Origin of the sequence: Streptomyces sp. NPDC047108 (assembly GCF_040643575.1) — a bacterium.
Classification (GTDB): domain Bacteria; phylum Actinomycetota; class Actinomycetes; order Streptomycetales; family Streptomycetaceae; genus Streptomyces.
Window position 1 is genome coordinate 97,801 of sequence record NZ_JBEYUP010000007.1, and the last position, 18,069, is coordinate 115,869.

Annotated in this window: 19 protein-coding genes; 15 read left to right on the forward strand and 4 right to left on the reverse strand. The window is 74.1% G+C overall.

Annotated elements, in window-relative coordinates; genetic code table 11:
• Positions 1–26 precede the first annotated feature (26 nt).
• The 8 genes from glmS to ABZ822_RS16890 all read left to right on the forward strand — a co-directional run bounded on the left by glmS (position 27) and on the right by ABZ822_RS16890 (position 9,634).
• Positions 27–1,874, forward strand: a complete 1,848-nt coding sequence (glmS, locus tag ABZ822_RS16855; RefSeq protein WP_360853626.1) for a glutamine--fructose-6-phosphate transaminase (isomerizing) — start codon at positions 27–29, stop codon at positions 1,872–1,874.
• 100 nt (positions 1,875–1,974) lie between these two features.
• Positions 1,975–2,343, forward strand: coding sequence for a holo-ACP synthase (locus ABZ822_RS16860; RefSeq protein ID WP_360853629.1), 369 nt, complete (start codon positions 1,975–1,977; stop codon positions 2,341–2,343).
• Positions 2,344–2,438: 95 nt separating this feature from the next.
• A complete protein-coding gene (locus tag ABZ822_RS16865) occupies positions 2,439–3,944 on the forward strand; it encodes an NAD(P)H-hydrate dehydratase (protein ID WP_360853631.1) in 1,506 nt (501 codons plus the stop codon).
• A gap of 377 nt (positions 3,945–4,321) precedes the next feature.
• Positions 4,322–5,353: a L,D-transpeptidase gene (locus ABZ822_RS16870; RefSeq protein ID WP_360853634.1), complete on the forward strand. Its 1,032-nt coding sequence runs from the start codon at positions 4,322–4,324 to the stop codon at positions 5,351–5,353.
• Positions 5,354–5,655: 302 nt separating this feature from the next.
• Positions 5,656–6,864, forward strand: a complete 1,209-nt coding sequence (gene alr / locus ABZ822_RS16875; RefSeq protein WP_360853637.1) for an alanine racemase — start codon at positions 5,656–5,658, stop codon at positions 6,862–6,864.
• Between the two features lie 218 nt (positions 6,865–7,082).
• The gene (locus ABZ822_RS16880; RefSeq protein ID WP_360853640.1) at positions 7,083–8,288 is read left to right on the forward strand and encodes an alpha/beta hydrolase; all 1,206 of its coding nucleotides are present in this window, start codon (positions 7,083–7,085) and stop codon (positions 8,286–8,288) included.
• Between the two features lie 160 nt (positions 8,289–8,448).
• A complete protein-coding gene (gene tsaE, locus ABZ822_RS16885; RefSeq protein WP_360854200.1) occupies positions 8,449–8,940 on the forward strand; it encodes a tRNA (adenosine(37)-N6)-threonylcarbamoyltransferase complex ATPase subunit type 1 TsaE in 492 nt (163 codons plus the stop codon).
• Between the two features lie 478 nt (positions 8,941–9,418).
• On the forward strand, positions 9,419–9,634 hold the full coding sequence (locus tag ABZ822_RS16890; protein WP_360853643.1) for a hypothetical protein: 216 nt from the start codon (positions 9,419–9,421) through the stop codon (positions 9,632–9,634).
• A 106-nt stretch (positions 9,635–9,740) separates the two neighbouring features.
• Here the strand turns inward: ABZ822_RS16890 and ABZ822_RS16895 are convergent, their stop codons facing one another.
• A complete protein-coding gene (locus tag ABZ822_RS16895) occupies positions 9,741–10,307 on the reverse strand; it encodes a L,D-transpeptidase (RefSeq protein WP_360853646.1) in 567 nt (188 codons plus the stop codon).
• Between the two features lie 292 nt (positions 10,308–10,599).
• On the opposite strand from ABZ822_RS16895, the gene tsaB reads away from it, so the two are divergent.
• From tsaB to ABZ822_RS16915, 4 genes are read left to right on the forward strand one after another with little or no spacing between them, the layout of a single operon-like run.
• Positions 10,600–11,268: a tRNA (adenosine(37)-N6)-threonylcarbamoyltransferase complex dimerization subunit type 1 TsaB gene (tsaB, locus tag ABZ822_RS16900; RefSeq protein WP_360853649.1), complete on the forward strand. Its 669-nt coding sequence runs from the start codon at positions 10,600–10,602 to the stop codon at positions 11,266–11,268.
• A 26-nt stretch (positions 11,269–11,294) separates the two neighbouring features.
• Positions 11,295–11,891: a GNAT family N-acetyltransferase gene (locus tag ABZ822_RS16905; protein WP_360854203.1), complete on the forward strand. Its 597-nt coding sequence runs from the start codon at positions 11,295–11,297 to the stop codon at positions 11,889–11,891.
• Entirely contained in the window at positions 11,884–13,002 is a 1,119-nt protein-coding gene (tsaD, locus tag ABZ822_RS16910) for a tRNA (adenosine(37)-N6)-threonylcarbamoyltransferase complex transferase subunit TsaD (RefSeq protein ID WP_360853652.1), read from the forward strand. Before ABZ822_RS16905 ends, tsaD begins: the two co-directional genes overlap by 8 nt.
• A complete protein-coding gene (locus ABZ822_RS16915; protein ID WP_360853654.1) occupies positions 12,999–13,262 on the forward strand; it encodes a hypothetical protein in 264 nt (87 codons plus the stop codon). Before tsaD ends, ABZ822_RS16915 begins: the two co-directional genes overlap by 4 nt.
• 27 nt (positions 13,263–13,289) lie before the next feature.
• Here the strand turns inward: ABZ822_RS16915 and ABZ822_RS16920 are convergent, their stop codons facing one another.
• A complete protein-coding gene (locus ABZ822_RS16920; RefSeq protein WP_360853656.1) occupies positions 13,290–14,501 on the reverse strand; it encodes a class I SAM-dependent methyltransferase in 1,212 nt (403 codons plus the stop codon).
• A gap of 581 nt (positions 14,502–15,082) precedes the next feature.
• Here ABZ822_RS16920 and ABZ822_RS16925 point away from each other — a divergent pair.
• The gene (locus ABZ822_RS16925; protein WP_360853659.1) at positions 15,083–15,925 is read left to right on the forward strand and encodes a polysaccharide deacetylase family protein; all 843 of its coding nucleotides are present in this window, start codon (positions 15,083–15,085) and stop codon (positions 15,923–15,925) included.
• A gap of 83 nt (positions 15,926–16,008) precedes the next feature.
• On the opposite strand, the gene ABZ822_RS16930 is transcribed toward ABZ822_RS16925, so the two are convergent.
• Both ABZ822_RS16930 and ABZ822_RS16935 read right to left on the reverse strand, forming a co-directional pair.
• Positions 16,009–16,230, reverse strand: coding sequence for a cold shock domain-containing protein (locus ABZ822_RS16930; protein WP_360853662.1), 222 nt, complete (start codon positions 16,228–16,230; stop codon positions 16,009–16,011).
• Between the two features lie 70 nt (positions 16,231–16,300).
• Entirely contained in the window at positions 16,301–16,750 is a 450-nt protein-coding gene (locus ABZ822_RS16935; RefSeq protein ID WP_360853665.1) for an Lrp/AsnC family transcriptional regulator, read from the reverse strand.
• A 94-nt stretch (positions 16,751–16,844) separates the two neighbouring features.
• Between ABZ822_RS16935 and ABZ822_RS16940 the strand changes: the two genes are divergently transcribed.
• On the forward strand, positions 16,845–17,333 hold the full coding sequence (locus ABZ822_RS16940) for a rhodanese-like domain-containing protein (RefSeq protein ID WP_360853668.1): 489 nt from the start codon (positions 16,845–16,847) through the stop codon (positions 17,331–17,333).
• Between the two features lie 427 nt (positions 17,334–17,760).
• Entirely contained in the window at positions 17,761–18,069 is a 309-nt protein-coding gene (groES, locus tag ABZ822_RS16945) for a co-chaperone GroES (RefSeq protein WP_360853671.1), read from the forward strand.

Genomic DNA, 18,069 nt, shown 5'->3' on the forward strand with positions numbered 1-18,069 from the left:
GGACGCACGCGACGTAGGCTTCCGCCATGTGCGGAATCGTTGGCTATGTGGGAGGGCAGTCCGCCCTCGATGTCGTGATCGCCGGTCTCAAGCGGCTGGAGTACCGGGGCTATGACTCGGCGGGGGTGGCCGTGCTCGCCGATGGCGGGCTCGCCGCCGCCAAGAAGGCGGGCAAGCTCGCCAATCTGGAGAAGGAGCTGGCCGACCGGCCGCTGCCGAGCGGCAACACCGGCATCGGCCACACCCGGTGGGCCACCCACGGTGCCCCCAACGACGTCAACGCCCATCCGCACCTGGACAACGCCGGCCGCGTCGCCGTCGTCCACAACGGCATCATCGAGAACTTCGCCGCCCTGCGCGCCGAGCTGACCGACCGCGGCCACGAGCTCGCCTCCGAGACCGACACCGAGGTCGTCGCGCATCTGCTCGCCGAGTCCTTCTCCTCCTGCGGCGACCTGGCCGAGGCGATGCGGCAGGTGTGCCGGCAGCTCGAGGGCGCGTTCACCCTCGTCGCCGCCAGCGCCGACGACCCGGACGTCGTCGTCGGGGCCCGCCGCAACTCGCCGCTCGTCGTGGGCGTCGGTGACGGCGAGTCCTTCCTCGCGTCCGATGTGGCCGCGTTCATCGCGCACACCCGCGAGGCGATCGAGCTGGGCCAGGACCAGGTCGTGGAGCTCCGCCGCGACGGTGTCACCGTCACCGACTTCGACGGCTCGCCCGCCGAGGTGCGCGAGTACCACGTCGACTGGGACGCCTCCGCCGCCGAGAAGGGCGGCTACGACTACTTCATGCTCAAGGAGATCGCCGAGCAGCCGAAGGCGGTCGCCGACACGCTCCTGGGCCGGATCGACGCCGCGGGCTCGCTCTCGCTCGACGAGGTCCGCATCCCCGACTCGGTCCTGCGCGAGGTCGACAAGGTCGTCATCGTGGCGTGCGGAACGGCGTACCACGCGGGCATGATCGCCAAGTACGCGATCGAGCACTGGACCCGGATCCCCTGCGAGACCGAGCTGGCGAGCGAGTTCCGCTACCGCGACCCGATCCTCGACCCGCGGACGCTCGTCATCGCCATCTCGCAGTCCGGCGAGACCATGGACACGCTGATGGCGCTGCGGCACGCGCGCGAGCAGGGCGCGAAGGTGCTCGCCATCTGCAACACCAACGGCTCGACGATTCCCCGGGAGTCGGACGCCGTCCTCTACACCCACGCCGGGCCCGAGGTCGCCGTCGCGTCGACCAAGGCCTTCCTGACCCAGCTCGTGGCCTGCTACCTGGTCGCGCTGTACCTGGGCCAGGTGCGCGGTACGAAGTGGGGCGACGAGGTCCGGTCCATGATCCGCGAACTGTCCGCGATCGGCACCCAGGTCGAGCAGGTGCTCGCCACGATGGAGCCCGTACGGGAGCTGGCGCGGACCCTGGCGAGCAAGAACACCGTGCTCTTCCTCGGACGGCACGTGGGATTCCCGGTGGCGCTGGAGGGCGCGCTCAAGCTCAAGGAGCTGGCGTACATGCACGCCGAGGGCTTCGCGGCGGGCGAGTTGAAGCACGGGCCGATCGCGCTCATCGAGGACGACCTGCCGGTGGTCGTGGTCGTCCCGTCACCGAAGGGCCGCTCCGTCCTCCACGACAAGATCGTCTCCAACATCCAGGAGATCCGGGCCCGGGGGGCCCGCACCATCGTGATCGCGGAGGAGGGCGACGAGACGGTCGTGCCGTACGCCGACCACCTCATCCGCATCCCGGCGACCCCGACGCTGCTCCAGCCGCTGGTCGCCACCGTGCCGTTGCAGGTCTTCGCCTGTGAACTGGCCACGGCCCGCGGCAACGAGGTCGACCAGCCGCGCAACCTGGCCAAGTCGGTCACGGTCGAGTGACCGGGACCGGGACCGGGTCGGTGACGCGGTCAGCGACGGGGCGGACCGCCAGGACGGGGCGGACCATCGGGACGGGGCGGACCATCGGGACGGGGCGGGCGTGATCATCGGGGTCGGCATCGACGTGGCCGAGATCGACCGCTTCGAGGCGGCACTGGAGCGTACGCCGGGTCTCGCACGCCGCCTCTTCGCCGAGGCCGAGCTGTGGCTGCCCAGCGGCGAGCGCCGCGGGGTGGCCTCCTTGGCGGCGCGCTTCGCCGCGAAGGAGGCCCTGGCCAAGGCGCTCGGCGCCCCGGCCGGTCTGCACTGGACGGACGCCGAGGTCGTCTCGGAGGACAGTGGCCGTCCGCGCCTGCGCGTCACGGGCACGATCGCCGCCCGCGCCTCCGAACTCGGCGTCCGGGACTGGCACATCTCGCTCAGCCACGATGCCGGAGTGGCGTCGGCCGTGGTCATCGCCGAGGGCTGACCGGCCCCGGCGGCACGCACCGGCAGTGCTCCGGGCCCCGCGGAAGATCGCACCGAGGTCGCGCGCCGCGTCCGGGTCTTCGGAAGACTGGGGGCATGAGGACTGCCTACAGCGTGGAGACCGTACGGGGCGCCGAGCGGGAGTTGATGGCGCGGCTGCCCGAAGGAGCGCTGATGCAGCGCGCCGCCGCCGGCCTGGCCGCCGCCTGCGCCGATCTGCTCGGTCGGGTCTACGGCGCCCGCGTCGTTCTCCTCGTCGGCAGCGGGGACAACGGCGGCGACGCGCTCTACGCCGGTGCCCGGCTCGCGCGCCGCGGCGCCGGCGTCACCGCCGTCCTGCTCGCCCCCGACCGCACCCACCCCGGCGGCCTCGCCGCTCTGCGCGCCGCCGGAGGCCGCGCGCTCCCCGCGGCCGGGGCCGACGGTTCCGCAGGCGGGGAGGCCGACGGATCCGCGGGCGGTGAGGACGAACGCGTCCTCGCCCGCGCCGACCTCGTCCTCGACGGCATCGTCGGCATCGGCGGGCGCGGCGGTCTCCGTCCCGGTGCGGCGCGGCTGGCGGACGCCGCCCGCGCGTCCGGAGCCGCGGTCCTCGCCGTCGACCTTCCCAGCGGTGTCGACGCGGACTCCGGTCAGGTCGACGGCCCGGCCGTGCTCGCCGACGCGACCGTCACCTTCGGCGCGTACAAGCCCGGGCTGCTCATCGATCCCGCCGCGACGCGGACCGGCGCCCTGCGCCTCGTCGGTATCGGTCTCGACCCGTTCCTGCCGGACGCACCCGACGTGGAGGCCCTGCAGCACGCGGACGTCGCCCGCATGCTGCCGGTGCCCACGGCCGAGAGCGACAAGTACCGGCGCGGGGTGATCGGTGTCGTGGCGGGCTCGGCGCGCTACCCGGGCGCGGCCGTGCTCGCGGTGTCGGGCGCGCTGCGCGGCGGCGCCGGTGCCGTGCGGTACGTCGGTCCGGCGGCCGACGCCGTCATCGCCCGCTTCCCCGAGACGCTCGTTCACGCCGGGCCGCCCGCGAAGGCCGGCCGCGTGCAGGCGTGGATCGTCGGCCCCGGCCTCGGCGACGGCCAGGACGCCCGGCAGTCGCTGGACGAGGTCATCGCCTCCGACGTCCCGGTCCTCGTCGACGCCGACGGGCTGCGCCTGCTCGACCGCGAACGCGTCCGCGCCCGCCGCGCGGCCACCCTGCTCACCCCGCACGCGGGCGAGGCGGCCGCGCTGCTCGGCGTCGCGCGGGAGGAGGTCGAGGCCGGGCGGCTGGCGGCGGTACGGCGGCTGGCGTCGAGGTACGGGGCGACCGCGCTGCTCAAGGGCTCGACCACGCTGGTCGCCGACCCGACGGGCGGTCCCGTGCGGGCCAACCCGACGGGCACCGGCTGGCTTGCCACGGCCGGCAGCGGGGACGTTCTCTCGGGGATCGCGGGTGCGTTCCTCGCCTCAGGGCTCGGGGCCCGGGACGCGGCGTCGGCGGCGGCGTACGTGCACGGCCTCGCCGGCCGTCTCGCCGCGGGCCGGGACGGCGGCCCGGTCGGCGCCTCGGACGTGGCGGCCTCTCTCGTCACGGCATGGCGGGACATCGCCGCGACGGCCTGAACGCTCGCCGGGGACGCGGGGACGCGGGGCGCGGGGATGCGGGGATGCGGGGCGACGCGCGGGGGATGCAAAGGGGACGCGCGGGGGACGCACGTAGGCACTCCGCGCCGCACCCTGTCGCCCGCCCTGGAATGCCGCGAACGGCGTCAGCCCCCGTAGCGCCGTGAACTCGCGCCGCCCGGCGGGCCGTCGCGCGTACGCCCGCCGGGCGGAATGCGCGTGGCATCGGGGTGGAGTGCCGCCCCGCGCGGTGGCGGCGCGGTGGCCCGGCGGCATGGGTGATTCCGTTCGGTTCGGATCGTGCTGCCGTGTGCCGGCGCCGCGCCCGCGCGCCGCCTCCGTGCACCGGCTGCCGGAGAGGCGACGGAATGCGGTCAGTGGTGAAGAGGAGCGGGCGGTCGCTGGCGACCGCCGTCGCCGTGGCGGCACTGCTGCCGCTGACGGCCGGCGGAGCCCGGGCGGCCGCCGACCCCGTACCTCCGGGGCGCGAGGAAGCCGGCGGCGCGGTGCCGCTCGACGGGCTCGTGCCGGGCGTCCCGCCCGGGCCCCACGAGCAGCACATCGACACCCCCGACCAGGCCCTCCCGCCGGTCGTCCCGCAGGCCGGGACTCCGTCCGGCAGGGAGGAGGGCGGCAACGGCCCCAACGGGCAGGATACGTCCGGCAATCCGCCGCCGGCCGCGCCTCCGGCCGCATCTGCCCCCGCCGCTCCTCCAGCGCCCCCCGCCCCCGCCCCCTCCGCGCCTTCTTCTCCCCCCGCCGCGGTCGAGTTCGTCCCGCCCGCGGAGGCGCAGGCCGGTCCTGCGGATTCCCCGCCCGTGACGTGCTCGTCCTCAACCGGCCCGTACCAGCGCGAAGTCGAGCGCTTCCTGGGCCTGACCGTGGACGGCAAGCAGTCCCGGGAGGACTGCCGCGCCATCCGCGCGTGGCAGGTCAAGGAGGAGATCGTTCCGGCCATCGGGTTCGCGGGGCCCACGAGCTGGGGCATGGTCCGGCTGTCCGAGGCGCGGCGCGATCCCAACGCCTCGGGCGCCTGCCCGGTACGGGCCGCCCGGGTCGCCTGCGTGGACCTGCCGCGCCAGTTGATGTGGGTCCAGCACGGGGCGGACGTGGTCTTCGGCCCCGTCCCGATCCGCAGCGGTATGGCCGGCTTCCCGACCCGCGTGGGCTGGAACGCCGTCTATCTGAGGAGCAAGGACCACGTCTCGACGCTCTACGACTCGCCCATGCCGTTCGCCCAGTTCTTCAACGGCGGCCAGGCGTTCCACGGCGTCTACGGCAACATCTACGACCCGAACGGCGGCTCGCACGGCTGCGTCAACCTCCGCTACGACGACGCGAAGGAGTTGTGGAACGTGCTGTTCGCGCGGGACCGCGTCTACTCCTGGGGTCGCCGCCCCGGCACATGATGCGGAGCCATATGTTCCGCACCAGCGCCCGCGCCCGCGTCCGGGCGCGCAAGCCACCGCCCCCGCGCGGCCCCGCGCCCCTACGGCCACCGCGACGCCCCGAGCCCGTAGGGCCACCGCGATCCGCCCCGGCCCCTACGGCTCGACGCGGGCCTGCCGCACGGCCGCCGGATGGCCGCCGTGCCGCCGTAGCCGCGTAGCCGCGTCCGCGAACCGCCCTCGCCCGTACCGCGACACCCTCGTGACGTCCCCGCTCCGTATCGGGAGGGGCATGCAGGGAGCCTGGTGAGACACTGTTCCCGATGACAGCACACTCCGGCGGTGTCCCCAGCCGTCCCGCCCTTCCGCTACGCGCCCGCGCCGTGGTCGACCTGGCCGCCCTGCGCGACAACATCCGTGCGCTGCGCGCCCGCGCGCCGCGCTCGGAGCTGATGGCCGTGGTCAAGTCGGACGCGTACGGCCACGGAGCCGTACCGTGTGCCCGCGCCGCCCGTGCGGCCGGGGCGAGCTGGCTCGGCACCGCCACTCCCGAGGAGGCGCTGGCGCTGCGTGCCGCGGGCGACACCGGCCGGCTGCTGTGCTGGCTGTTCACGCCCGGCGGCCCCTGGCGCGAGGCCATCGAGGCGGACATCGACGTGTCGGTGAGCGGCATGTGGGCCATGCGGGAGGTCACCGCCGCGGCGCGGGAGGCCCGTACGCAGGGCCGCACGCCCCGCGTCCAGCTCAAGATCGACTCCGGTCTGGGGCGCAACGGCTGCCAGCCCGACGACTGGCTGGAACTCGTCCATGCCGCCCGCGACGCCGAGTCCGAGGGCGTGCTGAAGGTGACCGGTGTCTGGTCCCACTTCGCGTGCGCCGACGAGCCCGGCCATCCGTCGATCGCTGCGCAGCTCGAGGTCTACCGCGACGCCGTCGCCGCGGCCGAGCGCGTCGGGCTGCGTCCCGAGGTCCGTCATCTTGCCAACTCGCCCGCCACGCTGACGCTCCCGGAGTCGCACTTCGATCTCGTACGGACCGGGGTCGCGATCTACGGGGTCTCCCCGGTCCCGGACGTCGGCTCCGCGTCCGACTTCGGCCTGCGCCAGGTCATGACGCTCTCCGCGGACCTCGCCCTGGTCAAGCGGGTCCCGGCCGGACACGGTGTCGGCTACGGCCACCAGTACGTCACCCCGGGCGACACGACGCTCGCGCTCGTCCCCGTCGGCTACGCGGACGGCATTCCGCGGCACGCATCGAGCGCGGGTCCCGTGCTGGTCGGCGGGAAGTGGCGCACGGTCGCGGGCCGGGTCGCGATGGACCAGTTCGTCGTCGACCTCGGAGGCGACAGCGCCGAAGCGGGCGACGAGGCGGTGCTGTTCGGGCCGGGCGACCGGGGCGAACCGACCGCCGAGGACTGGGCCCGCGCGGCCGGCACCATCGCGTACGAGATCGTCACACGGATCGGATTGCGGGTTCCGCGCGTCTATGTGGGCGAGGGGGACGAGAGCGGCGCCGCGGACAGCGGCGCCTGAGCAACGGCCTCGTCCCCGTCCGGCGACCGCACCGCGGGCCGTGCCGGGGGTGACCGACGGCACGCCGGCCACCCTCGGGCACGGGCGCCGGATGCGGCACCGTAGTTGACCGACGACGTGTGCGGCCGGGGAGGCCGTACGCATGAGGCCGCAGGGCAGGGGCAGATGCTAGCCACGGGGTGAGGTCACCTCTGCCACGGGCCAGGGGAGGCACGACCATGGGCGAGACCACTGTGTATCCGGCGGGGACGGCGGCCGGTTGGCGCCGCGCCGGCATCGCGGGCGCCGCGATCGGTGTGGTCGCGGCAGGCGCCGCCGCGGGAGTGGCGATCGAGCGGATGACCGTGGGCCGCGGCATGCGCACCAAGGCGCGGCTCGCGCTGGACGCGTCCAGCCCGTACGGCCAGTTGCACGGCACGCCGGGCCGGGCCGTCGCCGACGACGGCACCCAGCTCTACTACGAGACCGATGAGATCGAGCCGGCGGGCGATCCGCCGCGCAGGCGCCGCCTGTTCGGGCGCCGCAGGCCCGCCCCCGTGACCGTCGTCTTCTCCCACGGCTACTGCCTGAACCAGGACTCCTGGCACTTCCAGCGGGCCGCGCTGCGCGGCATCGTCCGCACCGTCCACTGGGACCAGCGCAGCCACGGCCGTTCCGCGCGCGGCCTGGCACAGGCCGATGGCATGCCCGTCAGCATCGACCAGCTCGGCCGTGACCTGAAGGCGGTCCTGGACGCGGCGGTTCCGGAGGGGCCCGTGGTGCTGGTGGGGCACTCGATGGGCGGCATGACGGTCATGGCTCTGGCCGCGCACTACCCCGACTACGTACGGGAACGGGTCGTCGGCGTCGCCCTGGTCGGCACGTCCTCGGGCCGGCTCGGCGAGGTCAACTACGGCCTGCCGGTGGCGGGCGTCAACGCGGTGCGGCGCTTCGTGCCAGGCGTGCTCAAGGCGCTGGGGCGGCAGGTGGATCTGGTCGAACGGGGGCGGCGGGCGACCGCGGACCTCTTCGCCCTGCTGATCAAGCGGTACTCGTTCAGTTCGCGGGACGTGGACCCGGCGATCGCGCGGTTCGCGGAACGGATGATCGAGTCGACGCCGATCGACGTGGTCGCGGAGTTCTATCCGGCGTTCCAGGAGCACGACAAGGCCGAGGCGCTGGCCGCGTTCCGCGATCTGCCCGTCCTGGTCCTGGCCGGCACCGGTGACCTGGTGACGCCCAGCTCGCACAGCGAGGCCATCGCCGCGCTGCTGCCGGACGCCGAGCTGGCCCTCGTCCCCGACGCGGGCCACCTGGTGATGCTGGAGCACCCGGAGACGGTGACGGACCTGCTGGCGGAGCTCCTGACGCGGACGGGCGCGGCGCCGTCCGCCACCGAGCGCGCGCCCCGCCCCTCCCGTTCCTCCCGCTCGGCCCGCGGCTGAGCGCGGCGCCGGACCGGCCGCGCCGGTGCCGGTCCGGCCGGCGGGAGAACCGCCGCCCGGGCTCCCGGGCCCCGTACCATCGGCGGATATGGACGCCCCGTACGACCGCGCACCCGCTTCCGCCCCCGGCGGCGGGTCGCTGACGACAGCCCCCGGAGCCATGACCTCCGCACAGCTCACCATCGCCGGACCGGACGCGATGCAGGACCTCGGGCGGCGGCTGGCGAAGATGCTGCGCCCCGGTGATCTCGTGCTGCTCAGCGGGCCGTTGGGCGCCGGAAAGACGACGCTGGCGCGCGGCCTGGGCGAGGCGCTCGGCGTGCGCGGCGCGGTGACCTCGCCGACCTTCGTCATCGCCCGGGTCCACCCGCCGCTGGGCGACGGGCCGCCGCTCGTGCACGTGGACGCCTACCGGCTGGGCGGCGGGCTCGACGAGATGGAGGACCTCGACCTCGACGTGTCGCTGCCCGAGTCCGTGGTCATCGTCGAGTGGGGCGACGGCAAGGTCGAGGACCTGTCGGAGGACCGGTTGCACGTCGTCATCGGGCGTGCCGAGGGCGACGAGACCGTGGAGGACGACGTCCGCGAGGTGAGCGTCACCGGCGTCGGCCCGCGCTGGGCGGCCACGGACCTTTCGCCCCTCGCGGGCTGACGGCGCGCCCCGAACGCCCTACGACGCGGAGCCGGAACGCCGTACGACTCCGGTCCGCCGTACGACCCCGGGGCCCGCAGCGACTCGGGCCCCGCACAACTCCCGGACCTGCACGCTTCCGTAGCGCGTACGGCCGCGTCAGCCGTGCGGATCCGCCGCCCCGGCCGGGCTCGAGCCGCGTCGGCCCCGGACCGCGATGACCCGCGGCCGCCGGGCCCTGACCTGCCGTGCCGTGCCCGGCCGCGCACCCGTCACCACCCCGTGCCCGGGCACACGCCGCTCCTTGCGCGTTTTCGTGCCCGTCCGGGGAACCCGACCAGCTCAGAGGTGCGTCTTCCTCGGTGTGTACGTTCCGACAAAGCGTCGGCAAGATGTTGCGCCGCCGGTGCCGGGCGTGGTCACATGGTGACGGAGAACTTGGTTAGGTCTACCTAAGTTAGCACCCGGCTCGCCCGTCCGAACCCGCGAGGAGGCACCCATGCCGCGTCATGAGCCCGACGCTGATGTGCTGACGCACGGGCACCCAGGTGAGGAACCGGCGGAGCCCGGAGCTCCGGCCGCGTCCGGCCCGTCGATGAGCCAGCTCCTGGCCGCCTGCGCGGCCGCCAACGCCGTGTCCACGCCCCCGGAGGACCCCCGGGGCGGCTCCCGGATGCCGGAGTCCGAGGGTGAGGTGCGGCGCGACGCCGCGTAGTCCGTACGAGTGATGTCCGCGGGAGCAGTCCTGCCCCCGCGGATCGGGCCTGTCCGCCCCGGCTCGGCGGTCCGCCGTCCGTCCCGCACGTGCGGCGGGCGCAGGTTCAGTCGACCACGACGATCTTGGTGCCGATCGTCGCGAAGGTCCACATCGCCTTGCCGTCGGCGCGCTCCTCGCGGATGCCGCCGGTCTTCCGGTCGGAGCCCGGGTCGGGCATCTCGCCGTTCACCGCGGCGCTGAAGCCGACCACCACGCCGTCGACGGTCGTGAACCGTACGACGTGCTCGACCGGCACCCCGTCCGAGCCCGCGATCCGCGCCGACCGCGAGGTCACCGCGTACTGGCCGGGCTCCGGACTGACCGTGCTCGGCGTGACCGGGTAGGTCCGCGCCACCTTGTCGTCCTGGCCGACCAGCCACACCCGCCGCTCGTCGAGCGCGTAGACGACGCGGACGCCGTTGCCCGAGGCGGCGGGGAGAGGGTGCTTCTCCTGCTTGTCGCTGTCGTCACCGGAACCGTCGCGGCGGTCGGTGGACTGCGAGGAGTCGCGGCGGGCCGTCGAGAGGTCGTCCGGCGCGGTCGCGGACGCCTGGTAGGCGAGGAAGGTGACCACGGCGAGGGCCGCGGCCGTGATTCCCGCCACGATCGGCCCCGAGTTGCTCCGTGCCACGCCGTTCCGCCTCTCGCCCCGTATGCGCCTGCGCCCTGCGCCGAGCGTCATGTGCCGTGCGCTGTATGCCGTCGCGCCCGAAGGTAGCACCGCCCGAACCCACTTTCGGCGCGGAGCGCCCTGGCCGGGTGCATACGGGCCACGCACCCCGGACGCGGGCTGCGCGCCGTCCCCACGCCGTCCCCACGCCGTCCCGCTCCGCCCCCAGGAGCTTCCACGGAGCGGAGCACTCCTACCGGAAGAGTCCGGAAGAGGGGGACAGAGGCCGCGATACGCGCCGTAGGCTGTACTCGTGCTGCTGCTCGCTCTTGATACCGCCACTCCCGCCGTCACCGTGGCCCTGCACGACGGAGACGGCGTCGTCGCCCGGTCACACGAGGTGGACGCACGGCGCCACGGCGAGCTGCTGCTCCCCGCCGTCGACCGGGTGCTGGGCGAGGCCGGGGTGAAACTGGCCGAGGTGACGGGGTTCGTCGTCGGCGTCGGACCCGGCCCGTACACCGGGCTGCGCGTCGGCCTCGCGACCGCCGCCGCCTTCAGCGCCGCGACCGGCGCCCCCGTCCACGGCCTGTGCACGCTGGACGGCATCGCGTACGCCGCGGGGCAGGCCGGTCTCGAAGGCCCCTTCACCGTTGCCACCGACGCCCGCCGCAAAGAGGTCTACTGGGCGAGCTACGCCGACCCCCGCACCCGCGTCTCCGGTCCGTCCGTCGACCGTCCCGCCGACATCGCGGACATGGTGGCGGGACTGCCGGCCGTCGGTGCCGGCGCCCACCTCTACCGCGAGGTCTTCACCGACGTACCGGACGGCATGCCCGAGCTCCAGTCGGCGGCCGCGCTCGCCGCGCTCGCCGCCGAAAAGCTGGACGGGGGTGGGGAGTTCCTGCCGGACCGGCCGCTCTACCTGCGCCGCCCGGACGCCCAGGTGCCGGCCAACTACAAGGTGGTCACGCCGCGGTGACGAACGGGAAGGTCGCGCTGCGCGAGATGCGGTGGTGGGACATCGAGCCCGTGCTGGGGCTGGAGCGCGAGCTGTTCCCCGACGACGCCTGGTCGCGCGGCCTGTTCTGGTCCGAACTGGCCCACGCCCGCGGCCCGAACGCCACCCGCCGCTACATCGTCGCCGAGGCGTACGGCGAGGCGTCGGGCGAGGACCTTCAGATCCGCGCGAGCCACGCGCCCGGCGCGGACGAGGCGGAGGCCCCCGCCGCGGGCCGCACCATCGTCGGCTACGGCGGCCTGGCCGCCGTCGACCGCACCGGCGACATCCAGACGATCGCCGCCGCCCGCACCTACTGGGGTACGGGCCTCGGCGCCCGCCTCCTCGGCGACCTGCTCGCCGGCGCGACCGACTTCGAGTGCCGCGAAGTGCTGCTGGAGGTGCGGGTCGACAACACCCGCGCCCAGCGCCTCTACGAGCGCTTCGGCTTCGAGCCCATCGGCCTGCGCCCGAACTACTACCAGCCGGGCAACGTCGACGCCGTGGTGATGCGCCGCGTGGAGCCCATCGCGGACGACGAGCACGACGGAACCGGTGCCGGTTCCATGGACGCACACGAACAGGGAATGACCCACGATGGCTGACGAGCCGCTTGTCCTCGGTATCGAGACCTCCTGTGACGAGACCGGCGTCGGCATCGTCCGCGGCCACACGCTGCTGGCCGACGCGATCGCCTCCAGCGTCGACGAGCACGCCCGCTTCGGCGGCGTCGTGCCCGAAGTCGCCAGCCGCGCCCACCTGGAGGCGATGGTCCCGACCATCCAGCGGGCCCTGAAGGAAGCGGGCGTCGCGGCCGGCGACCTCGACGGCATCGCGGTCACGGCGGGCCCCGGGCTCTCCGGCGCGCTGCTCGTCGGTGTCTCGGCGGCGAAGGCGTACGCGTACGCCCTCGGCAAGCCGCTGTACGGCGTGAACCACCTCGCCTCGCACATCTGCGTCGACCAGCTCGAACACGGCGCGCTGCCCGAGCCGACGATGGCGCTCCTCGTCTCCGGCGGCCACTCCTCCCTGCTGATGTCCTCCGACATCACCACGGACGTGCGGCCGCTGGGCTCGACGATCGACGATGCGGCGGGCGAGGCGTTCGACAAGGTGGCCCGCGTGCTCAACCTCGGCTTCCCCGGCGGCCCGGTCATCGACCGCTGGGCGCGCGAGGGCGACCCCGCCGCCATCGCCTTCCCCCGCGGGCTCACCGGCCCACGCGACCCGGTCTACGACTTCTCCTTCTCCGGCCTCAAGACCGCCGTCGCGCGCTGGATCGAGGCCAAGCGCAACGCGGGCGAGGAGGTACCCGTCGCCGACGTCTCCGCGTCCTTCCAGGAGGCCGTCGTCGACGTGCTGACGCGCAAGGCCGTACGGGCGTGCAAGGACAACGGCGTCGAGCATCTGATGATCGGCGGCGGCGTCGCCGCCAACTCCCGGCTCCGGGCGATGGCCCAGCGCCGTTGTGAGGACGCCGGGATCGCGCTCCGCGTACCGCGGCCGAAGCTGTGCACGGACAACGGCGCGATGGTGGCGGCGCTCGGCGCGGAGATGGTGGCCCGTGGCCGCCCGGCTTCGGCCTGGGATCTCTCGGCGGACTCCTCGCTCCCGGTGACGGACCCGCACGTCCCGGCGCCTGGGGGGCACGCCCATGGCCACAGCCACGACCACGACCATGTCCACGAGATGAGCAAGGACAACCTCTACACATGACGGTCGCGCTGATGTGGGAGGCCAGGGCGGCCGAAGGGCGGGGCCCCGAACTCCTGGACTGGGCGCGGGAACAGGCCCTGACGCCGTCCCCCCTGCGCCGCGAGACGTTCGCCGCCCCCGGTGACCGGGTCCTCGTCATCACCTGGTGGGACGCCGCCTACGACACCGAGCTGCCCGAACTCCCGGAACCGGCGGAGGAGTTGGCGCGCCGGGCGGTGCACCGCTGGCGCTTCGAGTCCGTCGGACTCGCACAGGGCTGACCCGGCCCGGCCCAGGAGCCCACAGGCTCAGGAGGCAACGGCCTTCGCGGGGCGGCCGATGAGCATGGTCGGGGCGCCCGCCACCCGCGTGAGGAAGACCGTCGCCGCGTTCGGCCCCTGCGGCTTGACCTTCCTGCGCAGTTCCTCCGGCTCGACGGCCGAGCCCCGCTTCTTGACGGTCAGCGTGCCGACCCCGCGCTCACGCAGCAGCGCCTTGAGCTTCTTCAGGTTGAACGGGAGGACGTCCGTGATCTCGTACGCGGCGGCGTACGGGGTGGGGCGCAGCTCGTCCGCCGTCACATACGCGATGGTGGGGTCGACGAGGCGGCCGTCGAGCCGCTCGGCCACGTCCGCGACCAGGTGCGCCCGGATGACCGCGCCGTCCGGCTCGTAGAGGAAGGGGCCGACGGGGCCCGCGCTCGGGTCGGGGAGACCGGCGCCGAGCAGGTCGTGCGGGCCGGGGAGGAGGGTGGCGCGGCGGGCTCCGGCCGTACCGGCCCCGAACCACAGCACGGCCTCCTTCACGTCGCCGCCGTCCGAGATCCACTCGGCCTCCGCGTCCTCCGGCAGCGCCTCGTGCGGAACGCCGGGCGCGATCTTCAGGGCGGCGAAAGGGGCCTTGCGGGCGGCTTCGACGGCCCACGACAAGGGCGGCGAGTAGGCCTCGGGGTCGAAGATCCGCCCGCCCCCGCGCCGCCCCGGGCTGCCGCGCCGCGCCGGATCCACGAACACCGCGTCGTACGCGCCGAGTTCCACCTCGGTGACGTCCGTGCAGCGCACCTCGATCAGGTCCGTGAGTCCCAGCGCCTCGGCGTTCGCCCGGGCGACCGCGCAGGTGAGCGGGGAGCGGTCGACGGCGACGACCGCGATGCCCGCCCGTGCCAGCGCGATCGCGTCGCCGCCGATGCCGCAGCACAGGTCGGCCACGCGCCGTACGCCGAGCGCGGCGAAGCGGTCCGCGCGGTGGGCGGCGACGGACGTACGCGTCGCCTGCTCGACGCCGTCCGGGGTGAAGTACATGACGGCCGCGTCCTGGGCGCCGAACTTCGCCACCGCGCGCTGCCGCAGCCTGGCCTGGCCGAGCGCGGCCGAGACCAGCTCGGCCGGGTGGTCGCGGCGGAGGCGGGTGGCGGTCGCCAGCTCCTGGGCGGGGTCGTAGTCGCGCAGGGTGCCGAGGAGCGCCCGGCCCTCGTCGGTGAGCAGGGCGGCGAAGGCGTCGAGGTCGTCCACCTGCTCCATTGTGCCGGTGGCCGGAACCGGCCGGACCCGCCGGCCGGCCGCGGGGGCAGGAGCCGCGGCACCGGCCGGTCCCGCGGCTGGGGGACGCGAACCGCGGGCGCGGCCGGACGGGTGTGGGCCGAGCGGAGGACCAGGCCGGGGCCTCGGCGTTTTCGGAGCTGCCCGGCCCGGTGCCCCTGGCAGGATGCGGCACTATGCAGCTTGTACGACAAAACGAAAAAAGAGACTCCATCTGGGACAAAGAGCAGATCTGGCGCTGGGGCACGAGCCTCCGCGGCGCCGCGGTGTTCATGCTCATCGGCGTCGTCGGAGGCGCCTGTGCCCAGCCTCCCGACCATGCCCCACGGGACCGGTCGAGTCCCGAGTCCGGCCGCGCCGCCCTCGGGGCGGCAGGCGCGCCGACCGCGGCGTACGCCCTGGAGGGTGGAGCGCGCGCCGGACGGACAGGCGCGTACGGATCCTCCCCGTACGCCGGGGGGCGTGCCCTGGCGGGGGAGGGGGGCGACCCGGCCCACGGCGCGGACGGTGCATCGACCTCGGGCCCGGGCGCCGGGGCGCCGGGTGCACCCGGCGCAGCCGCCGTGTCCGGCCCGTCCGCGGGCCTGGCGGCCACTGCCGGCCGGGCCGGGGTGAGCGCCGGTACGCCCGGCGCCGCGTCCTCGTACGGCACCAACCGTGCGCTGGCCCTCTACGCCCGCGAGACGGCCAGGTCCCAGTCCGCCAGGCTGGCGCTCGCGCGCCGCTGGGGCCTGTCGGTCCCGCCGCTCATCGCGCCGGCCCCGCCCGAGCGGAGGCTCGCCCCCTCCGCCCTCCACGGCATCGGCCCCCGCTCCGGACTGCCGCCGGTGATCGCCCGCGTCCCCACCCGCGACCGCGTCGTCTTTCTGACGATCGACGACGGTGCCCACAAGGACCCCCGGCTGATCCGGATGGTCCGCGAACTGTCCATCCCCATCAGCGCGTTCCTCAGCGACTACGTCGTGCGCGACGACTACGACTACTTCCGGCAGCTCCAGGGCCTCGGTGTCGCCATCAACAACCACACCATCAACCACCGCGATCTGCTCACGCTGTCCTACCGGGGCCAGCGCAAGGAGATCTGCCGCCAGCAGGACATCATCGAGCGGGAGTTCGGCGTACGTCCGCGTATCTTCCGTCCGCCGTACGGGAACTGGGACCGCGACACCCTCCGTGCCGCCCGCTCCTGCGGCGTCACGGTGGTCCCGCTGTGGAGCCAGGAGGCGTTCGCCCGCCGGATCGACTTCGGCGGCGGCGAACACCGCTTCCAGCCGGGCGACATCGTCCTCACCCACTTCCGCGGGCGGTCGGAGTGGGACGGCACGATGCCGGACATGGTGCGGCGCGTGATCCGCGCCGCCACGTCCCAGGGCTTCGCCCTGGCCCGCCTCGAGGACTACGTCTGACCCCGGAGCGTAGAGCGGCTCGGTGAGGGGAACGGCCCGGCCGGGAGGGCCGGGCCGTCAACGGCCTGGTGCGCGGCGGCGGTTCAGGGAACGACGCGCACGGCCCGGTACGCGTAACCGTCCTGCTGGATGCCGGGCCCTTCCCACTCCACCGACGCGACCCGCTGTCCCGGCGACAGGCTGCGGAACCCGTCCATCTCGAGCACCGAGAAGTGGGCCCAGCAACCCCCTGGCGTCTCGGGGCAGTCCAGCACTCCCCAGCCGTCCTCGTCGTGCCACTCCCGTACCGTCGCCGTGGTAGCCATGCCCGCGACCCTACCGAAACCCCGAACGCCCGTGCGGATCACGGCCCGTGAGGGTACGGCGTGACGAGCCCTACGGCAGGGTGACCGCGCGGCGCGGGAGCGGGCTGGAGTAGACGACGCTGGTGGTGACGGAGCCGAGTCCGGCGATGCGGCCCGTCGTGCTCTCCAGGTGGCGCATGGAGCGGGCGAGGACCTTGAGCACGAAACAGTCCTCGCCGGTCACGTGGTGGGCCTCCACGATCTCGGGTGTGGTCGCGAGCAGGTCGTGGAACGGCTTGTAGTTGCCTGTCGGGTAGCGGAGGCGGACGAACGCCAGGATGCCCAGCCCGAGTCGGTCCGGATCGACCACGGCCGCGTAGCCGCTGATGACGCCGCTCTCCTCCAGCCGCCGCACCCGCTCGGTCACGGCGCTGGCGGACATGGACACGGCCCGTGCCAGCTCCGCGTAGCTCGCCCGGCCGTCGTGCTGCAGGGCTTCCAGGATGCGCAAGTCGGTCTCGTCCAGGGAATCAGCGGTCATGGCGCACTACTACCACGGTATCCCCGGCCGAGGTCCTGGAACGCCGGTGATTCTCGGTTCCGGGCGTACGGGGGGCGGTCCTAGTGTCTTGCGCATGACGAACGCCGCCGTCGAACCGGCCCTGCCCGCCCCGCCCGCCGCCACCGCCGAGGCCGCCACCGCCGAAGCCATCGCCTTCTTCGCCGCACGTCTCCGCTTCCAGACGGACGTCTCCGACGTCCGGGGCGCACTCGACGCCGGCGACCCGGGCTTCGTCCTGGTGGACTCTCGCGCGGAGGCCGGCTGGCGGCAGGCCCATGTGCCGGGTGCCGTGCACCTGCCTCTCGCCGACATCCCCTCCCGGGCCGGGAGCCTGCTGGACCCGGCGGTCCCCGTCGTCACCTACTGCTGGGGGCCGGGCTGCAACGGCGCGACGCGTGCGGCGCTCGCGCTGTCCCAACTCGGGTACCAGGCCAAGGAGATGCTCGGAGGCGTCGAGTACTGGATCCGCGAGGGCTTCCCGGTCGAGGGCGCGGCCGGTACGGAGCGGCGCCCCGCGGACCCGCTCACCGCACCTCTCGGCTCTGCCGCCTGCGCCTGCTGACGGACGATCGCCCGGCCGCGCGGAAGGGGCCGGTGGCGAAAGGGCGCGCGGGAGCGAGGGACACGCCGACCCGGCGCGGCCGCCCGTCCTCGTACGTGGCCCCGATGTCCGAGCGGCAGGACGGGCGCATGAACGGTGAGCGGCGGGCGCTTCCAGGGCCTGATCAGGCGGAAGACGGCCCGGAAGGGGTCCGCGTCAGCCCGGCGAAGGGGCCGGCCGCGCTGCGGTACTGGTGGGGCGCCATCGGCTCCGTTGGCACTCTAGTTGACTGAGTGCTAACGCCGTCATAGTCTCAGGCTTGGCACTCTCCACCAGGGAGTGCCAGCACAACAGCGACGGGCAGATCCGGCACCCGCGACGACGGATCTACCAGGTCGCCACCTCAGACAATCAACCCCGTGAGATCTCCGAAGGGGGAGGTCGGATCGTGACGACCGCCAGCACCAAGGTTGCCATCAAGCCGCTCGAGGACCGCATTGTGGTCCAGCCGCTGGACGCCGAGCAGACCACAGCCTCTGGCCTGGTCATTCCGGACACCGCCAAGGAGAAGCCCCAGGAGGGCGTCGTCCTGGCCGTGGGTCCGGGCCGCTTCGAAGAGGGCAACCGCATCCCGCTCGACGTCAAGGTCGGCGATGTCGTGCTCTACAGCAAGTACGGCGGCACCGAGGTGAAGTACAGCGGCGAGGAGTACCTCGTCCTCTCGGCTCGCGACGTTCTCGCGATCGTCGAGAAGTAA